Source organism: Streptomyces roseofulvus, from assembly GCF_039534915.1.
Taxonomy (GTDB): Bacteria; Actinomycetota; Actinomycetes; order Streptomycetales; family Streptomycetaceae; genus Streptomyces; species Streptomyces roseofulvus.
In genome coordinates this window covers 4,620,354-4,641,705 of the sequence record NZ_BAAAWE010000001.1, presented here as the reverse complement: position 1 = coordinate 4,641,705, position 21,352 = coordinate 4,620,354, and the positions used below count along the sequence as shown (strand labels likewise).

The window sequence follows — 21,352 nt, the reverse complement described above, 5'->3', positions numbered from 1 at the left end:
GATGGGGATCGGCGAGCTGGACCGGGAGGCGCACGTGCCCGAGGGACGTCCGAGTGGGACCGCGGGAAGCCCGCGCACGCTGGCCGAGGCGCTGCGGGCGCGCGGGGACGACGGTCTCGCGGCGCTGCTGCGGGCCCGCCCCGACCTGCTCGGCCCGGTGCCGAACGATCTGACGCAGCTGGCGACCCGGGCCGGGACACGGGCCTCGGTCGTCCGGGCCCTCGACCGGCTCGACCGGTTCTCGCTCCAGGTGGCGGAGACCCTGGCGGTGGCGCCGGACCCGGCGCCGTACCCCGTCCTGCTCGACCTGTTCGGCGGTGGCCGGGACGCGCCCGAGATCGAGGCGGCGCTGCCCCGCGCGGTCGCGCTGCTGCGCGAGCAGGCGCTGGTGTGGGGCGACGACGACCGGCTGCGGCTCGTACGGACCGCGCGCGAGCTGCTGTCGCCGTCGCCGCAGCACCCCTCCCCCACCGGGCTCGGCCCGACCGTCGCCGAGGCGACCGCGGGCATGTCGCCGGGCAGGCTCCAGGAGATCGTCGCGGCGGCCGGGCTGCCGTCCACCCACGACCCGGTGTCCGCGGTCGCCTCGCTCACCGCGCTCTTCACCGACCGGGAACGGATGGCGGCGCTGCTCGACACCGCGCCGCCGGAGGCACTCGCCGTGCTCGACCGGCTCGTGTGGGGCCCGCCCTACGGCGAGGTGACGGCGAAGCCGACGCCGCCGGTCGGCTGGCTGCGGGACCGGGGACTGCTGCTGCCCGTGTCGCCGCGCACGATGGTGCTGCCCCGCGAGGTGGCGCTGCACCTGCGGGGCGGGCGGGCGCACCGGGCGCCGGAGCCCCGCGCGCCGGAGGTGCGGACGGCGCGCGAGTACCGTCCCCAGGTTGTGGACAGCGCCGCCGCCGGGCAGGCGTACGCGGCGCTCGCCACCGTCGAGGAGCTGCTGAAGTCCTGGGACCACGGCGGCCCCCTGGTGCTCCGGGCCGGCGGCCTGTCCGTGCGGGACCTGAAGCGGACGGCCGCCGCCCTCGACGTCCCGGAACCCGTGGCCGCGTTCTGGCTGGAGCTGGCGTACGGGGCGGGGCTGCTGGCCTCGGACGGCGAGGCGGACGAGCGGTACGCGCCCACGCCCGCGTACGACGACTGGCTCGACCAGCCGCCGGCCGAACGCTGGGCCCGCCTCGTCACCGCCTGGCTCGCGGCGACCCGCACCCCGAGACTCGCCGGCGGGCAGGACACGAAGGGCCGGACGCTGTCCGCGCTCGGCCCCGACCTGGACCGGGCGGCCGCGCCCGAGGTACGCCACCGGGTCCTCGGCCTGCTGGCCACGCTGCCGCCGGGCGCGGCGGCCGACCCCGAGTCCCTGCTGGCCCGGCTGCGCTGGGAACGGCCCACGCGCTCCTCCTCCGGCACCGGCGGGACCCCCGGCCGCCCCGCACCGGCCGCGGGCGCCGCCTCGACGCCCGCCACCGAGCCCGGCGCGGCCGGGCCGTGGGCCTCCGAGGTCCGCACCGCCACCACCCCCGCGCCTACCCAGCCCACGGCCGCCCGTCCCCCCGCCGACCTGCGGGAACGCCTGGCCCGCTGGGTGCTCGACGACGCCGAACTCCTCGGCATCACCGGCCGCGGCGCCCTGTCCACGGCCGCACGGGCCCTGCTCAACCTGCCGCTCACCGAGGCCGCCGCACCGGCCGCCGAGGGCGGCGGAGTGGAGCCCGAGGTCGCGGTGGAACGCGCCGCGGAACTCCTCGAACCGCTGCTCCCCCAGCCCGTCGACCACGTCCTCCTCCAGGCCGACCTCACCGCCGTCGCCCCCGGCCCGCTGCTCCGCCCGCTGGCCGACGCGCTCGCGGTCCTGGCGGACGTGGAATCGAAGGGTGGCGCGACGGTCTACCGGTTCACGCCCGCCTCGGTACGGCGGGCGCTCGACACCGGCCGCTCCGCCTCCGACCTGCACGCCTTCCTCGCCGCGCACTCCCGGACGCCGGTGCCGCAGCCGCTCGCGTACCTCATCGACGACGTGGCGCGGAAGCACGGGCACCTGCGGATCGGCGCGGCCTCCGCGTACGTCCGCTGCGACGACGACGCCCTGCTCGGCGAGATCCTGGCCGACCGCCGCTCCGCCGCACTGCGCCTGCGCCGCCTCGCCCCGACGGTGCTGGCCGCGCAGGTCGACCCGGCGTCGCTCCTCGACGGGCTGCGGTCCATGGGGTACGCGCCGGCCGCCGAGTCGGCGGAGGGCGACGTCCTGATCACCCGCGCCGACGCCTACCGGACCCCACCCCGCACCGCACCGGCCCCCGTCCCGGAGGGCCCGCCGGTCCCCGACGCCACGCTGCTCGCGGCGGCGGTCCGCGCGATCCGGGCCGGGGACCACGCCGCCACGGCGGTACGCAAGGAACCCGCCGTCCCGGTCACGGCGGGCGGCCTGCCCCGTACCTCGGCCGCCGAGACCCTGGCGACGGTGCAGGCGGCGGCGATGACGGGCTCGGCGGTGTGGATCGGCTACGTCAACGCCGAGGGCGCCGCCAGCCAGCGGGTCATCGCCCCGGTCCGGGTGGAGGGCGGCTTCGTGACCGGCTACGACCACACCGCCGACGAGGTCCGCACGTACCCGCTGCACCGCATCACGGGCGTGGCGGAACTCGCGGACGAGGAGGTCTGACGGCGCCGCCGCGGGGGCGCCGTCAGGCGCGGACGTTGCCGGTCAGCAGCATGACGACGACGTACATCCAGGCGACCTGGGTGAGCAGCAGGGGATAGACCGCCGCCAGGGCGCACCCCGTGACGGCGAGCCGGATCCGCGCCCGGCGCCGCCGCACGGTCCGGGCGAGGAACCAGCCGGGCGCGACGACCGCGAGGGGCAGGAGGAAGCCGGCGGCGAGGAAGACGGGCAGGGCCGTGAACAGGCCCCCCGCCGCGGCCGCCGCGCCCGACAGCACGGGCGCGACCAGGGTCGCCGCCAGCGGCGGCCCCCACCAGCGGGGGTCGGCGGCGTCCCCGGGGGCGTCGAGGGCGGCGTTCGGGGCGGCGAGGGTGGTGGCGGTGGCGGTGCGCTGCTGCATGGACCCATCCCAGCCGCCGCGCTCGGCCCGTCCCACCACGCGCCTACTCATCCCGGGCCGCGCCGGTACTCAGACCGGCCCTTGCGCGACCGCCACTCCTCGCCCTATCTTGACGTCAAGATTCTCGACATCAAGGGGGACGCGTGTCGACGGAACACACCCTGGCCGGCCTGCACCACGTCCAGCTGTCGATCCCGCCGGGCGGCGAGGACGCCTGCCGGGCCTTCTGGGGCGACGCGCTGGGCCTGACGGAGATCCAGAAGCCGCCGGTCCTCGCGGCCCGCGGCGGCTGCTGGTTCCGCGGCGGCGGCATCGAGGTGCACCTCGGCGTCGAGGACGACTTCCGCCCCGCCCGCAGGGCCCACCCCGGCATCCTCGTCACCGGCATCCACGCCCTCGCCGCCCGCCTGGAGAGCCGGGGCACGACCGTCACCTGGGACGACGCCCTCCCCGGCTACACCCGCTTCCACACCGCCGACGACCTCGGCAACCGCCTGGAGTTCCTGGAACCCTCGGCCTGAGCGACGCCTCGGCGGCGCGGGCTCACCAGCCGGCCCGGACCGACCTCGACCGGGAACGGCTTCTCGACGACCGTCCCCCGCCCGGCCTCCGCCACCCGCTCCACGTACCGCCCCTCGCTCAGCTCGGACACGACGAGCACGGGCGCGGGCTCCAGCTCCAGACGCCACAGGTGCTCGATCCCGGCCTCCGCGTAGTACGGCGGCTTGAGCAGCCGGTCGGTCCGGCGCCCCGACGAGGAGGGCGAGACGATCTCGACGACGAGGAGGACGGCGTCGGCGCCGTACGTGATCGGGTTATCGCGGCGGCCGCCGTCGCGTCCAGTGGGGCAGCCCCCGCCGACAACGGCCCCGCATCGGGCAGACTGGAGGATTGGCCGTTACGGGAACGGCCTGCTGCCGGAAGGACCTGATCGCGCGTGAACGGGCCACTCATCGTCCAGAGCGACAAGACGCTGCTCCTGGAGGTCGACCACGAGCTCGCCGAAGCCTGTCGGCGGGCCATCGCGCCCTTCGCGGAGCTGGAGCGGGCGCCCGAGCACATCCACACGTACCGGGTGACGCCGCTCGGGCTGTGGAACGCGCGGGCCGCCGGGCACGACGCCGAACAGGTCGTGGACGCGCTCGTGGAGTACTCCCGCTATCCGGTGCCGCACGCGCTGCTCGTCGACATCGCCGAGACCATGGACCGGTACGGGCGGCTCACGCTCTCCAAGCACCCCGCGCACGGGCTCGTGCTCACCACCACCGACCGGCCCGTCCTGGAGGAGATCCTGCGGTCGAAGCGGGTGCAGCCGCTCGTCGGCGCGCGGATCGACCCCGACACGGTCGTCGTGCACCCCTCCGAGCGCGGCCAGATCAAGCAGACGCTGCTCAAGCTCGGCTGGCCCGCCGAGGACCTCGCCGGGTACGTCGACGGCGAGGCGCACGCGATCGACCTCGCCGAGGACGGCTGGAGCCTGCGGCCGTACCAGCAGCACGCCGTCGAGGGCTTCTGGCACGGCGGCAGCGGTGTCGTCGTGCTGCCCTGCGGCGCCGGGAAGACGCTGGTCGGGGCGGGCGCGATGGCGAAGGCCCGGGCGACCACGCTGATCCTCGTCACCAACACCGTCTCCGCCCGGCAGTGGAAGAACGAGCTGGTCCGGCGGACCTCACTGACCGAGGACGAGATCGGCGAGTACAGCGGGACGAAGAAGGAGATCCGGCCCGTCACCATCGCCACGTACCAGGTGCTGACGACGAAGCGGAAGGGCGTCTACCCGCACCTGGAGCTCTTCGACTCCCGCGACTGGGGCCTGATCGTCTACGACGAGGTGCACCTGCTGCCCGCGCCGGTCTTCAAGTTCACCGCCGACCTCCAGGCCCGCCGCCGGCTCGGCCTCACCGCGACGCTGGTGCGCGAGGACGGCAAGGAGGCGGACGTCTTCTCGCTGATCGGGCCCAAGCGGTTCGACGCGCCGTGGAAGGAGATCGAGGCGCAGGGGTACATCGCGCCCGCCGACTGCGTCGAGGTGCGGGTGAACCTCACCGAGTCGGAGCGGCTGGCGTACGCGACGGCCGAGGCGGAGGAGAAGTACCGCTTCTGCGCGACGACGGCGACCAAGCGGCGGGTGACGGAAGCGCTGGTGAAGAAGTTCGCCGGGCAGCAGATCCTCGTCATCGGCCAGTACATCGACCAGCTCGACGAGCTCGGCGCCCACCTCGACGCGCCGGTGATCAAGGGCGAGACGTCCAACAAGGAGCGGGAGCGGCTCTTCGACGCCTTCCGCAACGGCGAGATCAACGTGCTCGTGGTGTCGAAGGTGGCGAACTTCTCGATCGACCTGCCCGAGGCGACCGTCGCCATCCAGGTCTCCGGCACCTTCGGCTCCCGCCAGGAGGAGGCCCAGCGCCTCGGGCGGGTGCTGCGCCCGAAGGCGGACGGCCACCAGGCGCACTTCTACTCGGTCGTCGCCCGCGACACCATCGACCAGGACTTCGCCGCCCACCGGCAGCGGTTCCTGGCGGAGCAGGGGTACGCGTACCGGATCGTGGACGCGGACGAGCTGCTCGGGGGCTGACCCCGCTTTCGTCGCCGGCTAGGTCGTTTCTTTCGGATCAGGCCGGATCAGGGAGCGGCGTCCGGTGCGTGCGCTCGCAAGGCGGAGGAGGGAGTCGACGCGGTGGGGGCACCTCCCGGCGGTAGCTGGGGGAGTCGGCGACCGACGACAACGCGGCGAGCGTGCGTGCCAGGCGTCGCGAGCCCGGCATGATCCGGAAGAGACGGCCTAGTCCATGAGGGCCAGGAGCGGGGCCGCGACCGCCAGGGCGTACTGGGCGGCGACGAGGGTCCGGCGGGGCACGGCGAGCGCGGTCACGCCCGCCAGGGCCGCGAGGCCGGCGGCCCAGAAGCCGGCGGTGACGAAGGCGCCGCCGACGCCGTCGTCGGAGATCGCGTCGGTGAGGGTGACGGCCATGGTCGCCACCGTGCAGACCGCGACGAGCAGCAGACCGAGGCCCGCGAGGACGCGGAGGTTCGTGGAGTTCAGGGCGGTGCCGGGGATGGTGTCCGTGGTGCCCTGGGTGGTGCCGTGGGAAGAGGGGCTGTCCGTCGTCATGCCCCGATCCCATCACCGCGGGCGGGGCGCCGACAGGCGTCCGGATACTCAGCCGGGGCCGGGGAGGTACTCAGTCGCCGTCGCGCACGTGCGGGGGGCGGGGGTTCCTGACGCCCGCCTCCCGGGGGCCGAGGTCGCCGAGGAGGGTGACGCCGACGGCGGCGGAGCCGAAGGCGCGGGCGGCGCGGAGGGCCGTGGCCGCCAGGCGGCGGGGGCGGGGGACGGTGGTCACGAGAGTGAAGGTCGTCGCGGTCATGTCTCCATGATGGAATCCGGACATTCCCCGCACATCGCCCTGGGGGCGGAACCCGGGACGAAGCGGGGTCCCCCTTACGGCGGACCCCTCCCCCTACGGGAAACGGATTCGCCCCGACCCCCGCGCCGCGTTAGAATCACCGGCTTCCCCCGCCTCCCGTCCGCGTACGGAGAGCGCTGCCGTCCGGTCGGAAACCGGCGGCCACATCGACGTGTCCGTGTGTCCGTATGTCCGACCGGAGGCTTCACCGTGTCCGCAGCTGTGCCCACCGACGACCCGCTCGTGCGCGAGCGGACCCACCTCTCCGCCTCCCGCGCCGCGCTGCGCGCGATGCGCGAGGAGGTGGAGGCGCTGGACATCAAGGACGTCACCGCGAACTGGGTCAACTCGATCGTCCTGGAGCGGCAGATCGAGGACCGGATCAAGGCGCTCGCGGACCTCGCCCACACCCCGCTCTTCTTCGGCCGGCTCGACTACCTGCCGCCCACCCAGCACGGGCAGCGCTTCTACATCGGCCGCCGGCACGTCCACGACGCGCAGGGCGACCCCATGGTCATCGACTGGCGCGCGCCGGTCTCGCAGCCGTACTACCAGGCGTCGAAGAAGGACCCGCAGGACGTCGGCCTGCGCCGCCGCTTCGGCTACACCGGCGGGGAGCTCACCGCGTACGAGGACGAGCACCTGTCCGACCCGGCGGAGCTCGAACAGACCAGCCGGCTGCTCCAGGCGGAGATCGAGCGGCCGCGCGTCGGTCCCATGCGGGACATCGTGGCGACGATCCAGCCGGAGCAGGACGAGATCGTCCGCTCCGACCTGTCCGGCACGCTGTGCGTGCAGGGAGGCCCGGGCACCGGAAAGACGGCGGTCGGCCTGCACCGTGTCGCCTATCTGCTGTACGCCCACCGGGAGCGGCTGGCCCGCACGGGGACCCTCGTCATCGGGCCGAACCGTTCCTTCCTCCAGTACATCGAGCAGGTCCTCCCCGCCCTCGGCGAGCTGGAGGTGAAGCAGGCGACGGTCGACGACCTGGTGGCCCACGTCGAGGTGCGGGGTACGGACGAGGCGGCGACGGCGGTCGTGAAGGGCGACGCCCGGATGGCGGAGGTGCTGCGGCGCGCCGTCTGGTCGCACGTGACGCTGCCGAAGGAGCCGCTGATGGTCGTGCGCGGCTCGCGGCGCTGGCGGGTGCCGGCGTACGAACTGGAGGAGATCGTCCGCGAGCTGACGGAGCGTGACATCCGGTACGGGGCGGCCCGGGAGGCGCTGCCGCAGCGCATCGCGCACGCGGTCCTGGTCCGGATGGAGCAGGCGGGCGAGGCGCCCGACGACCGGGTGCAGAACGCGGTCGCGCGGAACGCGGCGGTGAAGGCCGTGGTGAAGGAGTGCTGGCCGCCGGTCGAGCCCGCGAAGCTGGTGCTGCGGCTGCTCGGCGACGCGGAGTTCCTGGCGGAGCACGCGGAGGGCGTGCTGAGCGAGGAGGAGCAGAAGCTGCTGCTGTGGGCGAAGCCGGCGCGGAGCGTGAAGACGGCGAAGTGGTCGGCGGCCGACACGGTGCTCATCGACGAGGTGACGGACCTGGTCGAGCGGACGCACTCGCTCGGGCACGTCGTCCTCGACGAGGCGCAGGACCTCTCGCCCATGCAGTACCGGGCGGTGGGGCGGCGCTGCACCACCGGTTCGGCGACCATCCTCGGCGACCTGGCGCAGGGCACCACCCCGTGGGCGACGGCGAGTTGGGAGACCGCCCTCGCGCACCTCGGCAAGCCGGGCTCCCGCGTGGAGGAGCTGACGGCGGGCTTCCGCGTGCCGAGCGAGGTCATCGCGTACGCCTCCCGGCTGCTGCCGCACATGGCGCCGGGCCTGGCGCCGGTGGAGTCGGTACGGGAGAACCCGGGCGCCTTCGAGATCCGCGAGGTGACGTCGGACGCGGAGGTGGTCGCGGCGTGCGTGGACGCGCTCGGGAACGAGGGCTCGATCGGTCTGATCGCCGCGGACGCGCGGATCGCGCCGCTGGCGGAGGCGCTGGGGGCGGCGGGCCTGTCGTACCTGTCCCCCGGCGAGGAGACCACCGCGGAGTCGCGCCTCACGCTGGTCCCGGCCTCGCTGGCGAAGGGCCTGGAGTACGACTACGTGGTCCTCGACGAGCCGGCGGCCGTCGTCGACGGGGAGCCCGATGAGCGGACGGGGCTGCGGCGGCTCTACGTCGCCCTCACCCGAGCCGTCTCCGGCCTCACGATCACCCACGCGGCCCCCCTGCCGCCGCAGCTGTAACCCCCGGTCGCGGGCCCGCGGAACGCCTGCCCGCTCGGAGAGGCGTGGGGTGCCGTGGGCTTCAGGTGAGCTCGGACAGGGCTTCGGTCCAGGAGCGGCGGGCGACGGCCGCGAGGGTCGGGTTGGGGGCGGGGGCGGTGCCGGGGCCGCCTCCGTCGCCGTAGTAGTGGTCCGTGACGAGGCCCCAGCAGAGGGCCCAGCCGCGGCCGCGGGCCCAGGTGGCGTCGTCCAGGCCGGAGGCGGCGCGGAAGAGGGGGCGGGTGGCGGGGGTGAGGAGGGTCCAGGCGGGGAGGAGGTCGGCGGCGGGGTCGCCGGTGCCGAGGCCGCCGAAGTCGATGACGGCGCTGAGGCGGCCGTCGCGGGTGAGCAGGTTGCCGGGGAGGAGGTCGCCGTGCAGCCAGACGGGGTGGCGGTCCCAGGCGGGGAGGGCGAGGACCTGCTCCCAGGCGTCCAGCGCCGTGGGCGCGTCGAGCAGGCCGGCGGAGGACAGCGCCGCGACGGCCTTCGGCAGGTGGCCGCCCTCCCACTCCGTGACGGCGCCGCCCCGGAAGGAGCGCGGGCCGCCGGTGGCGTCGACCGCTCGCAGGGCGACGCCGAAGCGGCCCAACTCCTCGGCGGCGTGGGCGAGATCGGTGACCGGTGAGGTCCACGCGTCGGCGCCGTCCAGCCAGCCGTACACGCCCCAGGGCCGGCCGAAGTCCTCGCTGGGGGCGCCGGCGCCGAGCGGCCGGGGCACGGGGAGGGGCAGTGCGGGGGCGAGCCGGGGCAGCCAGCGCTGTTCCTTCTCGGCGTGACCGGCCGCCCACTCGGCCTTCGGCAGCCGTACGGCGAGGTCGTCGCCGAGCCGGAACATCGCGTTGTCCGTGCCGGCCGAGGCCACCCGCCGGACGTCGAGGCCCGCCCAGTGCGGGAACTGGGCGGCCACCAGCCGTCGTACGAGCGCCTCGTCGATTCCGTCCGTCATGCGCGCGAGGCTAGTGAGCCGGTCCCGGCCCCCGCACCGGGTTTTGGCGGTGCGGGGCCGCGGGTGCGTTACGGGGCGTCGACCGCCGTGCGCCAGGTGCGGACGGCGTCGGCCGAGACGGGGGCGGTCCAGCCCTGGGGGCGGGCGGCGCCGCCGATGTGGAAGGCGTCGAGGCCGGCGGCGCGCAGGCGCGGGAGGTGGTCGAGGCGGAGGCCGCCGCCGACCAGAATCCGCGGCTCGTAGCCGGGTTCGCCGGCCCGGGCGGCCTCGGCTTCGAGGACCGGGAGGCCGGTGTCCACACCGGCGGCGGAGCCGGCGGTGAGGTAGGTGTCGAGGCCGGGGAGGTCGGCGAGGCGCTTGCGGAGGCCGTCGCGGTCGGCGGCGCGGTCGATGGCTCGGTGGAAGGTCCAGCGGGCGCCGTCGAGGACCGCGATGAGCCGCTCGACGGCGACGAGGTCGGGCTCGCCGTCGGGGGTGAGGAAGCCGAGGACGAACTCGTCGGCGCCGGCCGCGCGGAGCTCCGCGGCCCGCCCGGCCAGGGCGTCGACGTCGCCCGCCGCGAAGCCGTCCGCCAGGCGGAGCATCACGCGGAGCGGGATGTCGACCGCGCGGCGGATGGCCGTGAAGGTGGCCGTCGGCGGGGTGAGGCCGTCCGCCGCCATGTCGGTGACGAGTTCGAGGCGGTCGGCGCCCCCGGTCTGGGCGGCGACCGCGTCCTGCTCGTCGAGGGCGATCACCTCCAGGACAGCACGGTTGCTCATTGCGCCCATTCCTCCATGAATGACGACTACAGGTCTAGTCCAATGACCAGACTAGCCGTGCGCGTGACCTCCCGCATCGTGCTCCGCCGTCTCCGAGGCCGTCGCCGACGGGATCGCGGTGGCCGCCGGGGCGCCGGACGGGGCGCCGGCCTTCACGGTGAAGGCGGCCGTGCGGACCTTGCCCTCGTGCTGGAAGTCGAGGAAGAGGCGGTACGTGCCCGCGGTCGGCGCGGTGGCGGTGAAGGAGACGTCGGGGCCGGGGCCGCCCTCGTTGGGGTGGACGTGGAGGTAGGCGAGGTCGCCCTGGCGGAGCGCGACCAGGTGGCCGTAGGCGCCGAGGTAGGGCTCCAGGTCGGTGACCGGCTTGCCCGCCTTGGAGACGGTGAGGCGCAGCTCACCGGCCTTGCCGGGGTCGAGGGTGCCGCCGAGCCGGACCTGGTAGCCGTCGACGGTGGCGGTGGGCGCGACGGCGGGGAGCGGCTTGGGGGCGTAGGCGCCGGGGACGCCCAGGTCGACGCCGAGGGTGAGGTTCTTCGCGCCCTTCGCGGCGGGCTTGAAGTCGGCGAAGGCCTTGTAGCCGCCGGCGGCCGGCAGGTCGGCCTCGACGGTCCAGGTGCCGTCGGCCGCCTTCACGGGGTGGAGGTGGCGGAAGACTGTCAGGTCGCGCGAGGCGACGATGAAGTGGAGCTCCTTGCCGTGCTCGGTGGTGAAGGCGGTGACCTTCTTCCCGGCGGCGTCCTTGACGGAGAACTTCAGGGTGCTGCGGCCGGCCGGCGGGGTGGGGGTCTCCAGGGCGAGGGTGTAGCCGCCGTCGGAGACCTGGAGCCCGCCGGGGAGTTCCGCGCCGGCCGGGGCGGGGGCCGTCTCGTCGTGGCCGGCGTGGCCGTCGGCGGAGGTGCCGGGCGTCGGCGTGGCGGCCGCGTGGTCGCCGTGCTCCGCCTGCTTCGGCTCCGCCACCGGGCCGACGCCCTTCCCGACCCCGTACGCGGTGCCGAAGGTCGCGGCGAGCGCGGCGGCGAAGGCGGTGATCTTCAGTCCGGTGTTCATGGCTGCTCTCCCCTGTGCGGATGCGGCTGGGTGGTCTTCCGGTGCTCTCTGCACCTCACCATACCCCTGGGGGGTATCAAGTCAAGTCGGTCCGACACTTGCGCCGGATACCACCGGGGGGTATACATGGACCCACACCGCCGATACCCCCCGAGGGTATCGCGGTCCACCGGACACACGATGGAGGACGACATGGGTTCCTGCTGCACCCCCGACAACAGCTGCTCGACCGGCACCACCACCGCGGTCGCCGTGGCCGACGCCACCAGCACCGTCTACGCGGTCTCCGGCATGACCTGCGGCCACTGCCGGACGGCCATCACCACCTCCGTCGGCGCGCTGGAGGGCGTCCTCTCCGTGGACGTCGACGTCGACGCCGGCCGGGTGACCGTCACCACCGACGGCGCCCCCGACGACGCCGCCATCGCCGCGGCGGTGGACGACGCGGGCTACGAGCTGACCGGCCGCGCCTGATCGTCGGCCTGGCCGACCGCGCCTGACCGATCCGGCCGCCGGGGCCCGTCCCGTACCCCCGCCCGGGCCCCGGCCCCCGTGCACAGGAAAGAAAGAGGGAGCAGTTTCATGACCACGACGACCCCCGGCACCGCCCAGGTCGAGCTCGCCATCGGCGGCATGACCTGCGCCTCGTGCGCGGCCCGGATCGAGAAGAAGCTCAACCGCATGGACGGGGTCGAGGCCACCGTCAACTACGCGACCGAGAAGGCGAAGGTCACCTTCTCCGCCGACATCCCGGTCGCGGACCTGATCGCCACCGTCGAGGCCACCGGCTACACCGCCGCCGAGCCCGAGCCGCCGAAGAGCGGGACCCCCGGTGCGGGCGGCCCCTCCGACGAGGAGAAGGCCGACGAGGAGCTGCGGCCGCTGAAGCAGCGGCTGATCACCGCCGTCGCCCTCGCCGTGCCGGTCATCGCCATGGCGATGGTCCCGGCGCTCCAGATCGAGTACTGGCAGTGGCTGAGCCTCACCCTCGCCGCGCCGGTCGTCGTCTACGCCGCCTGGCCCTTCCACCGGGCCGCCTGGACCAACGCCCGGCACGGCGCGGCCACCATGGACACGCTGATCTCGGTCGGCACGATCGCCGCCTTCCTGTGGTCCCTGTGGGCGCTGTTCTTCGGCACCGCCGGTACGCCGGGGATGACCCACCCCTTCGAGTTCACGATCGCCCGCACCGACGGCGCCGGGAACATCTACCTGGAGGCCGCCGCCGGCGTCACCGCCTTCATCCTGGCGGGCCGCTACTTCGAGGCCCGGTCGAAGCGGAAGGCCGGCGCCGCCCTCAAGGCGCTGATGCAGCTCGGCGCCAAGGAAGTCACCGTCCTCAGGAACGGGCGCGAGACCACCGTGCCCACCGCCGAACTCCAGGTCGGGGACCGCTTCCTGGTCCGCCCGGGCGAGAAGATCGCCACCGACGGCACCGTCGTCGAGGGCTCCTCCGCCGTGGACGCCTCCATGCTCACCGGCGAGTCCGTGCCCGTCGAGGTCTCCGTCGGCGACGCCGTCACCGGCGCCACCCTGAACGCCGGCGGCCGGCTGGTCGTCGAGGCCACCCGGGTCGGCGCCGACACCCAGCTCGCCCGGATGGCGAAGCTCGTCGAGGACGCGCAGAACGGCAAGGCCGCCGCCCAGCGGCTCGCCGACAGGATCTCGGCCGTCTTCGTCCCGATCGTCATCGCGCTCGCGCTCGGCACCCTCGGCTTCTGGCTCGGCACCGGCCAGGGCCTGACCGCCGCCTTCACCGCCGCCGTCGCCGTCCTGATCATCGCCTGCCCGTGCGCCCTGGGCCTGGCCACCCCGACCGCCCTCATGGTCGGCACCGGCCGCGGCGCGCAGCTCGGCATCCTGATCAAGGGGCCCGAGGTCCTGGAGACCACCCGCAAGGTCGACACCATCGTCCTGGACAAGACCGGCACCGTCACCACCGGCCGGATGACCCTCCTGAAGGTCCACACCGCCGCCGGCACGGACGAGACCGACGTGCTGCGCCTGGCGGGCGCCCTGGAGCACTCCTCCGAGCACCCGATCGCCCAGGCCGTCGCCACCGGCGCCGCCGCGAAGGTCGGCACCCTGCCCACCCCCGAGGACTTCGCCAACATCCCCGGTCTCGGCGTCCAGGGCGTCGTCGAGGGCCACGCCGTCCTCGTCGGCCGCGAGAAGCTCCTGGAGGAGTGGGCGATGTCCCTCCCGGCGAGCCTCAAGGCCGCGAAGGACGCGGCGGAGAAGGCCGGCAGGACGGCCATCGCGGTCGCCTGGGACGGGGAGGCCCGCGCGGTCCTGGAGGTCGCCGACGCGATCAAGGAGACCAGCCCGGAGGCGATCAGCCGGCTCAAGGGACTCGGCCTGACGCCGATCCTGCTGACCGGCGACAACAAGGCGGTCGCGGAGGCCGTCGCCGCCGAGGTCGGCATCGGCGAGGTCATCGCCGAGGTCATGCCGCAGGACAAGGTCGACGTCGTCAAGCGGCTCCAGGCCGAGGGCCGTTCGGTCGCCATGGTCGGCGACGGCGTCAACGACGCCGCCGCGCTGGCCCAGGCCGACCTCGGTCTGGCGATGGGCACCGGCACGGACGCGGCCATCGAGGCCGGCGACCTGACCCTCGTACGCGGCGACCTGCGGGCCGCGGCGGACGCCATCCGGCTCTCCCGCAGGACGCTCGGCACCATCCGCTCGAACCTCTTCTGGGCCTTCGCCTACAACGTGGCCGCCCTGCCGCTCGCGGCGGCCGGACTGCTCAACCCGATGATCGCCGGTGCCGCGATGGCCTTCTCCTCGGTCTTCGTGGTCGGCAACAGCCTGCGGCTGCGCGGCTTCCAGGCCGCGGACAAGTGACCTCCGGACCCTTGACCTGACGGGAGCCCCGCCGATGGCCGGTTACGTACAGCACAAGGAAGACATCATCAGAAGGCTCCGGCGGATCGAGGGACAGGTCCGGGGGGTGCAGCGGATGGTCGACGAGGACGTCTACTGCATCGACGTGCTGACCCAGGTCTCCGCGATCAACGCGGCCCTCCAGTCCTGCGCGGTCGCCCTCCTCGACGAGCACCTCAGCTGCTGCGTCACCGAGGCCATCGCGGCCGGCGGGGACCAGGCGAAGGTGAAGGTCGGCGAGGCGTCCAAGGCGATCGCCCGGCTGATCCGGACCTGACGGAGTCCGGCACCGCCCCCGTGCGAGGGGCCCGCGCCCGCGGGCCGCCGCACGGGGGCGGTGGCCGTGTCCGGGGCCGTCACCAACCCGCCACCCTACCCCTGGGGGGTATACCTCGGGCAGGCGTGCGGCCCGTACGATGAGCCGCCCGCGAGGGGAGGGGATGCACGTGCGCCGGCTGGGAGAGCTGGAGGCCGAGATCATGGACCGGCTGTGGGCCTGGCAGCGGCCCGCCACCGTCCGCGAGATCGTCGACGACATCAACCGCGGCCGCCGGGTCGCCTACACCACCGTCATGACGGTGGCCGACATCCTGCACCGCAAGGGCTGGCTCCGCCGCGAGAAGGCGGGCCGCGCCTGGCTCTACGAACCGGTCCGCGGCCGCGAGGAGTACACCGCCGGCCTGATGCGCGACGCGCTCGGCGACAGCCCCGACCGCCCCGCCGCCCTCCTCCGCTTCGTCGAAGCCATCTCCGACGAGGACGTCGAAGCCCTGGACGCGGCCCTCCGCACAGCCCGCGGCGAACCGGGGGCGGCCCCGGGCCTGGGCCCCGCCACCGGCGCGGCGTACGGCACGGCGGCGGGCGGGGGCCCCGGCGCGAGCCCGGCTTACGGCGTCGGCGCCGAGCCGGGTGACGGCGGCGGCCGTGGCGACGGTGCCGGTCGTGGTGACGGGCGGGCGTCGGCGCGGGCCGGGTCCTGGCGGGAGGCGTCGGGGGAGGCCGCGGAGCGGCGGGGTGGCGGCGCGTGAACCACCACGCCCTCGTGCCGCTCGGGCTCGTCCTGCTGTCCGGACTCGTCGTCCCCTGGCTGCTGGTGCGGGCCCGGTGGGCCCAGCAGGTGCCCCGGCTCGCGGTCACCGTGTGGGCCGCCTGCGGCGCCGTCTTCATGGTGGCGAGCGCCCTGCTCCCCGCGCAGCTGCTGCTGTCGAGCGAGGCCAGCCACCGGCTCACCGACATGGTGCTCACCCTCCGGCTCCCCTCCCCCGGCGAGCTGTTCGCGCTGCGCGGGCGGGAGGCCGTCGCTCCCGGAGTCGCCGCCGCCGTCCTCGCCGTACCGACCGCCGCGCTCGCCCGCGGCCTCCTGAAGGCCCGCAGGGCCCGGCGGGCGCACGGGGACGTGCTGCGGCTGATCGGACGGTACGACCCCGAGCTGCGCGCCACCGTCCTCGACCACGCGCGGCCCGCCGTCTACTGCCTGCCCGGCCGGGTCCGCCGGGTCGTCGTCTCCTCCGGCGCCCTCGACACCCTCACGCCCGCGCAGCTCGCCGCCGCCCTCGCCCACGAGCGGGCGCACATCACGGGCCGGCACCATCTGCTCGTCGCCGCCGCCGAGGCGTTCGGCACCGTCTTCCGGCGGCTGCCGCTGGCCCGGCACGGCTCCACGGCCGTGCCGCTGCTCCTCGAGATGGCCGCCGACGACCGGGCCCTGCGCCGCTGCACCCGCGACGCGCTCGCCACCGCTCTCTACGCCCTCGCCGCGGGCCGCGCGCCGCGCGCCGCGTTCGCCGCCGGCGGTCCCTCGGCGGCGCTCCGGATGCGCCGGATCCTCACCCCGCACCGGGCGGGGCACCCCGTGCTGCGCGGGCTGCTGACGATCGGCGCGGCCGCTCTCGCGATGGCTCCGCTCGTCGTCGCCTGTTGTTCCTTCCCCGCCTAATGTCCGGACCAACTCCCCTATTTACTAAGCGAATTCGTAGATTTCGCATCGGTCACACGACCAGGAATCGGTCGCTATTGTGGGTACGTTGGTCCACCGGCACACCACGGCGCTCGGCACGGCGAAGGGTACAGATCCAATGCAGCTCGCTGGCGTCCGCACGGCAGCGGCCGGCGACGCGACTCCGATATCCCGGCTGCTCGCCGACGCGATCCGGAGCAGCTATGCCGGAATGCTGGAGGAAATCCCGCTGCGCCGGCTGATCTCCACACAATGCGCGCTGCCGCGGATACGCGCGGAAATAGAAATTCCCGGGGGCGCGCCCGGCTGGCTCGGCTGGCTGGTCGCGGAGGACGGGGAGGGCCGGCTCGTCGGAGTCGCCGCCTGCGGGGTCCCGGTGCCGGGCGAGGGCGAGCTGTACGCGCTGGCGGTCGAGGAGGGCGCGCGCCGTCGCGGGATCGGTACGGCGCTGCTGACGGCGGCCACCGACCGGACGCGCGCGTACGAGGCGCGCGAGCAGCGGGTGCAGCTGCCGGTGGAGGCGGACCCGGCCCTGCCGTTCTACCGGGAGCGGGGCTTCGCGGCGCTCGGGCCGACCCGCTGGGGCCGCGCGGTCTGAGCCCCGTCCGGGCCCCGGAGGCCCGTGGCAGATCCGCGCCATCGCGTGTTCACGCCGCCCGATCCGGTGGATCGGGGCTCCTCCCGCAGGTCAGGATGGTCGCAGCGGCGCGGTCCCGGCGGCACGGGCACCTCGCCCGGACGGCATGGACCGAGCGAGCCCCTGGAGGAGCGATGCACACCCCGAGCGGCACTTCCCTGCCCGCCGTGCCCGCAGCGCTCGCGCCGGTCCTGCCGTCCCGATACGACCGGGAGCGGGCTCCGGTCGCCGGGGCGGGGGTGCGGATAGCCTCCGACGCCCTGCCCGGCCTGGAGTCCGTCGCGGCGATGGACGAGGGGTCGGTCTGGCTGCACGACGCCCTGCTCGGCCCGCACAGCGCGGACATCGTCCGGTACCTCGGCCTCGCCCGCTCCACCGGCGGACCCGTCCTGGACCTCGGCTCCGGCGCGGGACGGCTCGCCGTCCCGTTCGCCCGGCACGGCTTCGCCGTGGAGGCCGTGGACCGGGACGCCTCGGCTCTGGAGCGCCTCGACGCCTGGGCCCGCCGGATCGGCCCGCAGGTGGCCGGTCTGGTGGTGACGCACCGGTCGGACCTCACGGAGCTGCGGCTGCACGGGAGTTACCGGCTGGCGCTGCTGGCCGGGGCGATGGTGTCGGCGGTCCCGCCGGCCCGGCGGCCGGGCCTGCTGCGGGAGGTCGCGGACCATCTGGACGCGGGCGGGGCACTGGCCCTGGACTACACGGCGCACCGGTGGCCGGGCCTGGTGGCGGAGCCGCGCCGGACGTGGGCGTTCCAGGTGCCGCGGTTCGACGGGATCGACGAGTGGGTGGTGGCGCGGCAGGACTTCGACCTGGGGGCGATGAGCGAGCGGGTCACCTACTACGCGGCCAGGACCGGGAAGCTCTCCACCGAGCGGACGGTGCTGACCACCGACAAGTGGATCGTGGACCAGGACCGGCTGGCGGCCGAACTGCACGCGGCGGGGCTCTACATCGAGGGCCGGCGGCGGCAGCGGATCGACGAGCGCACGGAGTCGGTGCTGCTGGTCTGCCGGCCCGAGGAGTGACGCCCGGGCGACGGCGGACCGGCCGCCGGCGGTCCGGGGACTGGCCGACTCCCGCCTGCCGGGGCGGGCGGGCAAGAGGTACGATGCCCGCAAACGTTTGAGCGGACCAGATGGGCGAGAGGGCAGTCGTGGAAGAGCTGACGGGCCGCGAGGCGGTGATCCAGCGCCTGAGGGACGTCGGCCTGCGGGTCACCGGGCCGCGCCTGGAGGTCCTCTCGGTGCTCGCCGCCGGCGGCCACCTCGACGTCGAGGCGATCACCGCGACCGCCCGCGAGCGGCTCGGCACCCTCACCAGCCAGGCCGTCTACGAGATGCTGCGGCACTTCCAGGAGACCGGCCTGGTCGCCAAGTTCGACCGGCCCGGGCTGCCGGCCGTCTTCGAGATCTCGGGCCCCCGCCACCAGCACGCCCTCTGCGTGAACTGCGGCCGGGTGGAGAACGTGACGGCGCCCGCGCCCGCGCCGCCGCGCGACAGCCTGCCGGGCTGGGAGACCGCCGAGACCGAGCTCGTCTTCAAGGGGCTGTGCCCCGATTGCGCGGAAGGGTCGACCTGACCCCGTCCGTGCGGCTTCGCCCGGGGACCTCGTGCGGAACGTTCGAATGTGTGGCAGGGTCTGCCGGGGCGTTTTTTCGACGGGATCCGTGCGATCCGAGGGGAGTCTGCTGCCGCCGTGTCCAAGAACGCCGCCGGAGTACGCACAGGAGGCGAGCAGGCCCTCGCCCTCTACCAGGCGCTGCGCGCCGCCCCGGGCACCCCGCTCGCCGACGCGGCCCGCGACCTCCAGCTCACCGACGCCGAACGGGACCGGGCCCGGGCCGAGTTGGCCGGTCTCGGACTGGTCGGCGCCGGACCGGCGTCGGACCCGCCGCAGGTCGTCGCCCCGGACGTGGCCCTGCTCGGGCTGCTGCGGCACGAGCGGGACCGGCTGGAGAGCCGGCTCGCCGAGACCAGCCGCGCCCACACCGCCCTGGAGACCCTCGCCGGACCGTTCCTGCGGGCCCGGACCGAACCGGGTTCCGAGGTCGAGGTGGAGATCGTCGACGATCCGGCGCGGATCCGCCGCGAGCTCGCCGACCTGACGAAGACGGCCCGGGAGTCCGTCCACACCATGGCGACCGGCTCGGTCCGGCGCGAGGAGATGGCCCTGGAGCTGGACCGGGACCGGGAGCGGGTGGCCCGAGGGGTCCGCGTCGAGGCCATGTACAGCCACCGGGTCGGCCAGGTCCCCGAGATGGACCAGCACCTGGCGGCCCGTACCGCGCTCGGCGCGGAGATCCGGCTCTCCCCCGTCGTCCCCATGAACATGGTGCTCGCCGACGAGTCCTTCGCCCTGCTGCCCACGGACCCCCGCGACCCCGCCTCCCCCGCGATCCTGGCCCGCGGCCCGGGTCTGGTCCGCGCCTACCGGGCCCTGTACGCGTACTGCTGGCGCTCCGCCACCCCGTACGGCCACCGGGAAGCCGACGCGCACGACGGCGACGGGGTGACCGAACAGCAGCGGGCGGCGCTGCGGATGCTCGCCTCCGGCATCAAGGACGAGCAGGTGGCGCGGAACCTCGGGGTGTCACTGCGCACGGTCAGCCGGCTCATCTCCGAGGTGATGCAGGAGCTGGGCGCGGCCAGCCGCTTCGAGGCGGGCGTGAAGGCGGCCCGGCTGGGCCTGCTGGACGGCGAGAACGGCCCCGACGACCTCGGCGGGCCGGGACACAGCGCGTAGCCTGACGGTCCGGGACGGTCGATTTCGCGACGACGAGGGGGAAGTTCGCCATGGTCACGACGGACGGCGGCACGGTGGGAGACGGGACCGGGCTGCTGGTGACGCTCTATCAGGAGCTGCGCCGTCGCGGGGTGTCGAACTACACCGAGGTCGCCGCCGGGTTAGGTCTCGCGCCGGAGGAGTACGAGCGATGTCGGGCCGAACTGCTCTCCCTCGGCCTGATCGTCCCGACCACCAGCCGGCACGCCACCGCCGCCGACCTGCGGAACGAGGACTGGCGTCCCGAGGAGGACGCGGTCGCCTCGGTGGACCCGGAGATCGCCCTGCTGCGGATCCTGGACCGGGAGCGGGCCCGGCTGCGGGAACACCTCGCCGAGGCCGACCAGGCGTACGGCACCCTGGAGACGCTGGCCGGGACCTTTCTGCGGCCCGGCACCCTGGCGGGCTCCGAGATCGCCGTCGAGACGATCACCGACTACCGGCGGATCCAGCAGGCCCTGGAGGACATCGTCGACGTCACCCAGGAGGCGTCCTGCTCGATGTACCCCACGGGCCCGGCCCGCCAGGTCCCCGAGCGGATCTTCGAGCGGGACGCGCGCAAGCTCGCGCAGGGCGTCCGGATCCGCGCGATCTACCGCACCCAGGACGCCGTCCGGCCGGAGGCGGCGGCCGTCCTCAAGCGCCGCGCCGAGTTGGGCGTCGAGGTCCGGATCGCCCCCGAACTCCCCATGACGATGGTCCTGGTGGACCAGCAGTACGCGATGGTGCCGCTGCACCCGGAGGAGCCCGGCCGGGGTGCGATCCTGGCCCGCGGCCCGCTGCTCGTCGGCTCCTGCCTGAGCCTGTACGAGCACTGCTGGCACACCGCCACCCCGTACGGCGACGACGTGGCGCCCGAGCGCGGCGGCGACGGCCTCTCGGAGCAGCAGCGGGCGGCGCTCCAGATGCTCGCGGACGGCATGAAGGACGAGAAGATCGCCCGGAACCTCGGCGTCTCGCTGCGTACGGTGAGCCGGATGCTCTCCGAACTCATGCAGGAATTGGGGGCGTCGAGCCGATTCGAGGCCGGGGTGCGCGCGGTGCGGCTCGGCTGGCTGGACTGAATGCCCCGCCGGCTCCCGCGCCGGCGCAATCGCGGAGCCGCCGAATTCCGGACGCGCGAAAGCCCCGTGATCGTGGCAGGCCGATCACGGGGCTTCCGGAATTCCGTCGGGACGGGTCAGTTCACCGGCGGGGCGGGGGTGGCGGTCGCGGTGGTGTGCGGCCAGTCGACGGTGACACCCGCGTGCTGGACCGGGGATTCCGGGGCGCCGCCGGGGGAGACCGCGTAGACGGCGGCGCCGGCGACGGCGAGACAGGCGGTGAGGGCGACCAGGAACTGGCGGACGGTCTTCTGCATTCCGGAGTTCTGCTCGACGGACATGATTCCTCCAGGAGTCGTCGTGGTGAATGCGCTGATTCCCGTCTCAGGGGGCCCGTGCCGCCGGGCGTTCCCTGAAGACAACTCCATTCTGTCGGCGCCCTGTTGGTGAATCCAGAGTTCCTCGATGCGTGGACCCGCCATGGCGTGTGTGCGTCAATCGGACGCCGAATCAACGGAATTGGCGGATCCGTAGCGCATCTAACCTTTGGTTGAACCAAAAGAGA

Annotated in this window: 21 protein-coding genes and 1 pseudogene; 14 read left to right on the top strand and 8 right to left on the bottom strand. The window is 74.6% G+C overall.

Annotation, left to right across the window (positions count from 1 at the left end; translation table 11 throughout):
• Window position 1 precedes the first annotated feature (1 nt).
• A complete protein-coding gene (locus ABFY03_RS21440) occupies window positions 2-2,665 on the top strand; it encodes a helicase-associated domain-containing protein (RefSeq protein ID WP_346170630.1) in 2,664 nt (887 codons plus the stop codon).
• Between the two features lie 22 nt (window positions 2,666-2,687).
• Here the strand turns inward: ABFY03_RS21440 and ABFY03_RS21435 are convergent, their stop codons facing one another.
• Window positions 2,688-3,065, bottom strand: coding sequence for a hypothetical protein (locus ABFY03_RS21435; RefSeq protein WP_346170629.1), 378 nt, complete (start codon window positions 3,063-3,065; stop codon window positions 2,688-2,690).
• A 143-nt stretch (window positions 3,066-3,208) separates the two neighbouring features.
• Here ABFY03_RS21435 and ABFY03_RS21430 point away from each other — a divergent pair, with 143 nt between their 5' ends.
• On the top strand, window positions 3,209-3,586 hold the full coding sequence (locus ABFY03_RS21430) for a VOC family protein (RefSeq protein WP_319011937.1): 378 nt from the start codon (window positions 3,209-3,211) through the stop codon (window positions 3,584-3,586).
• Here the strand turns inward: ABFY03_RS21430 and ABFY03_RS21425 are convergent.
• Complete coding sequence (locus ABFY03_RS21425; RefSeq protein WP_428838206.1) at window positions 3,520-3,876, bottom strand: Uma2 family endonuclease; 357 nt, start codon at window positions 3,874-3,876, stop codon at window positions 3,520-3,522. The genes ABFY03_RS21430 and ABFY03_RS21425 overlap by 67 nt on opposite strands.
• Window positions 3,877-4,002: 126 nt before the next feature.
• On the opposite strand from ABFY03_RS21425, the gene ABFY03_RS21420 reads away from it, so the two are divergent.
• Window positions 4,003-5,643 carry a DNA repair helicase XPB gene (locus tag ABFY03_RS21420; protein WP_346170628.1) on the top strand — a complete coding sequence of 547 codons (1,641 nt, stop codon included), beginning with the start codon at window positions 4,003-4,005 and terminating at the stop codon, window positions 5,641-5,643.
• 207 nt (window positions 5,644-5,850) lie between these two features.
• Here the strand turns inward: ABFY03_RS21420 and ABFY03_RS21415 are convergent, their stop codons facing one another.
• Together ABFY03_RS21415 and ABFY03_RS21410 are read right to left on the bottom strand one after the other, a co-directional pair.
• Window positions 5,851-6,180 carry a hypothetical protein gene (locus ABFY03_RS21415; RefSeq protein ID WP_319011931.1) on the bottom strand — a complete coding sequence of 110 codons (330 nt, stop codon included), beginning with the start codon at window positions 6,178-6,180 and terminating at the stop codon, window positions 5,851-5,853.
• A 70-nt stretch (window positions 6,181-6,250) separates the two neighbouring features.
• The gene (locus tag ABFY03_RS21410; protein WP_319011930.1) at window positions 6,251-6,436 is read right to left on the bottom strand and encodes a hypothetical protein; all 186 of its coding nucleotides are present in this window, start codon (window positions 6,434-6,436) and stop codon (window positions 6,251-6,253) included.
• Window positions 6,437-6,685: 249 nt separating this feature from the next.
• Here ABFY03_RS21410 and ABFY03_RS21405 point away from each other — a divergent pair, with 249 nt between their 5' ends.
• The gene (locus tag ABFY03_RS21405; RefSeq protein ID WP_319011929.1) at window positions 6,686-8,707 is read left to right on the top strand and encodes a HelD family protein; all 2,022 of its coding nucleotides are present in this window, start codon (window positions 6,686-6,688) and stop codon (window positions 8,705-8,707) included.
• 61 nt (window positions 8,708-8,768) lie between these two features.
• Here the strand turns inward: ABFY03_RS21405 and ABFY03_RS21400 are convergent, their stop codons facing one another.
• The 3 genes from ABFY03_RS21400 to ABFY03_RS21390 form a co-directional block, all read right to left on the bottom strand.
• Window positions 8,769-9,671, bottom strand: a complete 903-nt coding sequence (locus ABFY03_RS21400) for an aminoglycoside phosphotransferase family protein (protein ID WP_319011928.1) — start codon at window positions 9,669-9,671, stop codon at window positions 8,769-8,771.
• Window positions 9,672-9,739: 68 nt separating this feature from the next.
• The gene (locus tag ABFY03_RS21395) at window positions 9,740-10,432 is read right to left on the bottom strand and encodes a copper homeostasis protein CutC (RefSeq protein ID WP_319011927.1); all 693 of its coding nucleotides are present in this window, start codon (window positions 10,430-10,432) and stop codon (window positions 9,740-9,742) included.
• Between the two features lie 51 nt (window positions 10,433-10,483).
• Window positions 10,484-11,479, bottom strand: a complete 996-nt coding sequence (locus tag ABFY03_RS21390; protein ID WP_346170627.1) for a hypothetical protein — start codon at window positions 11,477-11,479, stop codon at window positions 10,484-10,486.
• A gap of 192 nt (window positions 11,480-11,671) precedes the next feature.
• On the opposite strand from ABFY03_RS21390, the gene ABFY03_RS21385 reads away from it, so the two are divergent.
• The 10 genes and pseudogenes from ABFY03_RS21385 to ABFY03_RS21340 all read left to right on the top strand — a co-directional run bounded on the left by ABFY03_RS21385 (window position 11,672) and on the right by ABFY03_RS21340 (window position 20,808).
• Window positions 11,672-11,953, top strand: a complete 282-nt coding sequence (locus ABFY03_RS21385) for a cation transporter (protein WP_319011925.1) — start codon at window positions 11,672-11,674, stop codon at window positions 11,951-11,953.
• Between the two features lie 108 nt (window positions 11,954-12,061).
• On the top strand, window positions 12,062-14,326 hold the full coding sequence (locus tag ABFY03_RS21380; protein ID WP_346170626.1) for a heavy metal translocating P-type ATPase: 2,265 nt from the start codon (window positions 12,062-12,064) through the stop codon (window positions 14,324-14,326).
• A gap of 34 nt (window positions 14,327-14,360) precedes the next feature.
• Complete coding sequence (locus ABFY03_RS21375; RefSeq protein WP_031010474.1) at window positions 14,361-14,642, top strand: metal-sensitive transcriptional regulator; 282 nt, start codon at window positions 14,361-14,363, stop codon at window positions 14,640-14,642.
• Between the two features lie 169 nt (window positions 14,643-14,811).
• Window positions 14,812-15,165 (top strand): annotated as a pseudogene (locus ABFY03_RS21370) (BlaI/MecI/CopY family transcriptional regulator); the annotation flags it as partial.
• A gap of 224 nt (window positions 15,166-15,389) precedes the next feature.
• Window positions 15,390-16,301, top strand: coding sequence for a M56 family metallopeptidase (locus ABFY03_RS21365; protein ID WP_346170625.1), 912 nt, complete (start codon window positions 15,390-15,392; stop codon window positions 16,299-16,301).
• A gap of 139 nt (window positions 16,302-16,440) precedes the next feature.
• Entirely contained in the window at window positions 16,441-16,920 is a 480-nt protein-coding gene (locus tag ABFY03_RS21360; RefSeq protein WP_319011922.1) for a GNAT family N-acetyltransferase, read from the top strand.
• A 173-nt stretch (window positions 16,921-17,093) separates the two neighbouring features.
• Window positions 17,094-17,987 (top strand): SAM-dependent methyltransferase, encoded by an 894-nt coding sequence (locus tag ABFY03_RS21355; RefSeq protein ID WP_346170624.1) that lies wholly within the window; start codon window positions 17,094-17,096, stop codon window positions 17,985-17,987.
• A 128-nt stretch (window positions 17,988-18,115) separates the two neighbouring features.
• Window positions 18,116-18,541 carry a Fur family transcriptional regulator gene (locus tag ABFY03_RS21350; RefSeq protein ID WP_346170623.1) on the top strand — a complete coding sequence of 142 codons (426 nt, stop codon included), beginning with the start codon at window positions 18,116-18,118 and terminating at the stop codon, window positions 18,539-18,541.
• Window positions 18,542-18,658: 117 nt separating this feature from the next.
• Entirely contained in the window at window positions 18,659-19,705 is a 1,047-nt protein-coding gene (locus tag ABFY03_RS21345) for a helix-turn-helix domain-containing protein (protein ID WP_319011919.1), read from the top strand.
• 50 nt (window positions 19,706-19,755) lie between these two features.
• Complete coding sequence (locus tag ABFY03_RS21340; protein ID WP_319011918.1) at window positions 19,756-20,808, top strand: helix-turn-helix domain-containing protein; 1,053 nt, start codon at window positions 19,756-19,758, stop codon at window positions 20,806-20,808.
• 116 nt (window positions 20,809-20,924) lie between these two features.
• On the opposite strand, the gene ABFY03_RS21335 is transcribed toward ABFY03_RS21340, so the two are convergent.
• Window positions 20,925-21,128 (bottom strand): hypothetical protein, encoded by a 204-nt coding sequence (locus ABFY03_RS21335; protein ID WP_319011917.1) that lies wholly within the window; start codon window positions 21,126-21,128, stop codon window positions 20,925-20,927.
• Window positions 21,129-21,352: the final 224 nt, after the last annotated feature.

Bases quoted from the DNA above. Each gene is read 5' to 3' on its own strand.
- ABFY03_RS21440 (WP_346170630.1), top strand. From the start codon at position 2: ATGGGGATCGGCGAGCTGGACCGGGAGGCGCACGTGCCCGAGGGACGT.
- ABFY03_RS21435 (WP_346170629.1), bottom strand. From the start codon at position 3,065: ATGCAGCAGCGCACCGCCACCGCCACCACCCTCGCCGCCCCGAACGCC.
- ABFY03_RS21415 (WP_319011931.1), bottom strand. From the start codon at position 6,180: ATGACGACGGACAGCCCCTCTTCCCACGGCACCACCCAGGGCACCACG.
- ABFY03_RS21410 (WP_319011930.1), bottom strand. From the start codon at position 6,436: ATGACCGCGACGACCTTCACTCTCGTGACCACCGTCCCCCGCCCCCGC.
- ABFY03_RS21400 (WP_319011928.1), bottom strand. From the start codon at position 9,671: ATGACGGACGGAATCGACGAGGCGCTCGTACGACGGCTGGTGGCCGCC.
- ABFY03_RS21395 (WP_319011927.1), bottom strand. From the start codon at position 10,432: ATGAGCAACCGTGCTGTCCTGGAGGTGATCGCCCTCGACGAGCAGGAC.
- ABFY03_RS21390 (WP_346170627.1), bottom strand. From the start codon at position 11,479: ATGAACACCGGACTGAAGATCACCGCCTTCGCCGCCGCGCTCGCCGCG.
- ABFY03_RS21385 (WP_319011925.1), top strand. From the start codon at position 11,672: ATGGGTTCCTGCTGCACCCCCGACAACAGCTGCTCGACCGGCACCACC.
- ABFY03_RS21380 (WP_346170626.1), top strand. From the start codon at position 12,062: ATGACCACGACGACCCCCGGCACCGCCCAGGTCGAGCTCGCCATCGGC.
- ABFY03_RS21375 (WP_031010474.1), top strand. From the start codon at position 14,361: ATGGCCGGTTACGTACAGCACAAGGAAGACATCATCAGAAGGCTCCGG.
- ABFY03_RS21360 (WP_319011922.1), top strand. From the start codon at position 16,441: ATGCAGCTCGCTGGCGTCCGCACGGCAGCGGCCGGCGACGCGACTCCG.
- ABFY03_RS21355 (WP_346170624.1), top strand. From the start codon at position 17,094: ATGCACACCCCGAGCGGCACTTCCCTGCCCGCCGTGCCCGCAGCGCTC.
- ABFY03_RS21340 (WP_319011918.1), top strand. From the start codon at position 19,756: ATGGTCACGACGGACGGCGGCACGGTGGGAGACGGGACCGGGCTGCTG.
- ABFY03_RS21335 (WP_319011917.1), bottom strand. From the start codon at position 21,128: ATGTCCGTCGAGCAGAACTCCGGAATGCAGAAGACCGTCCGCCAGTTC.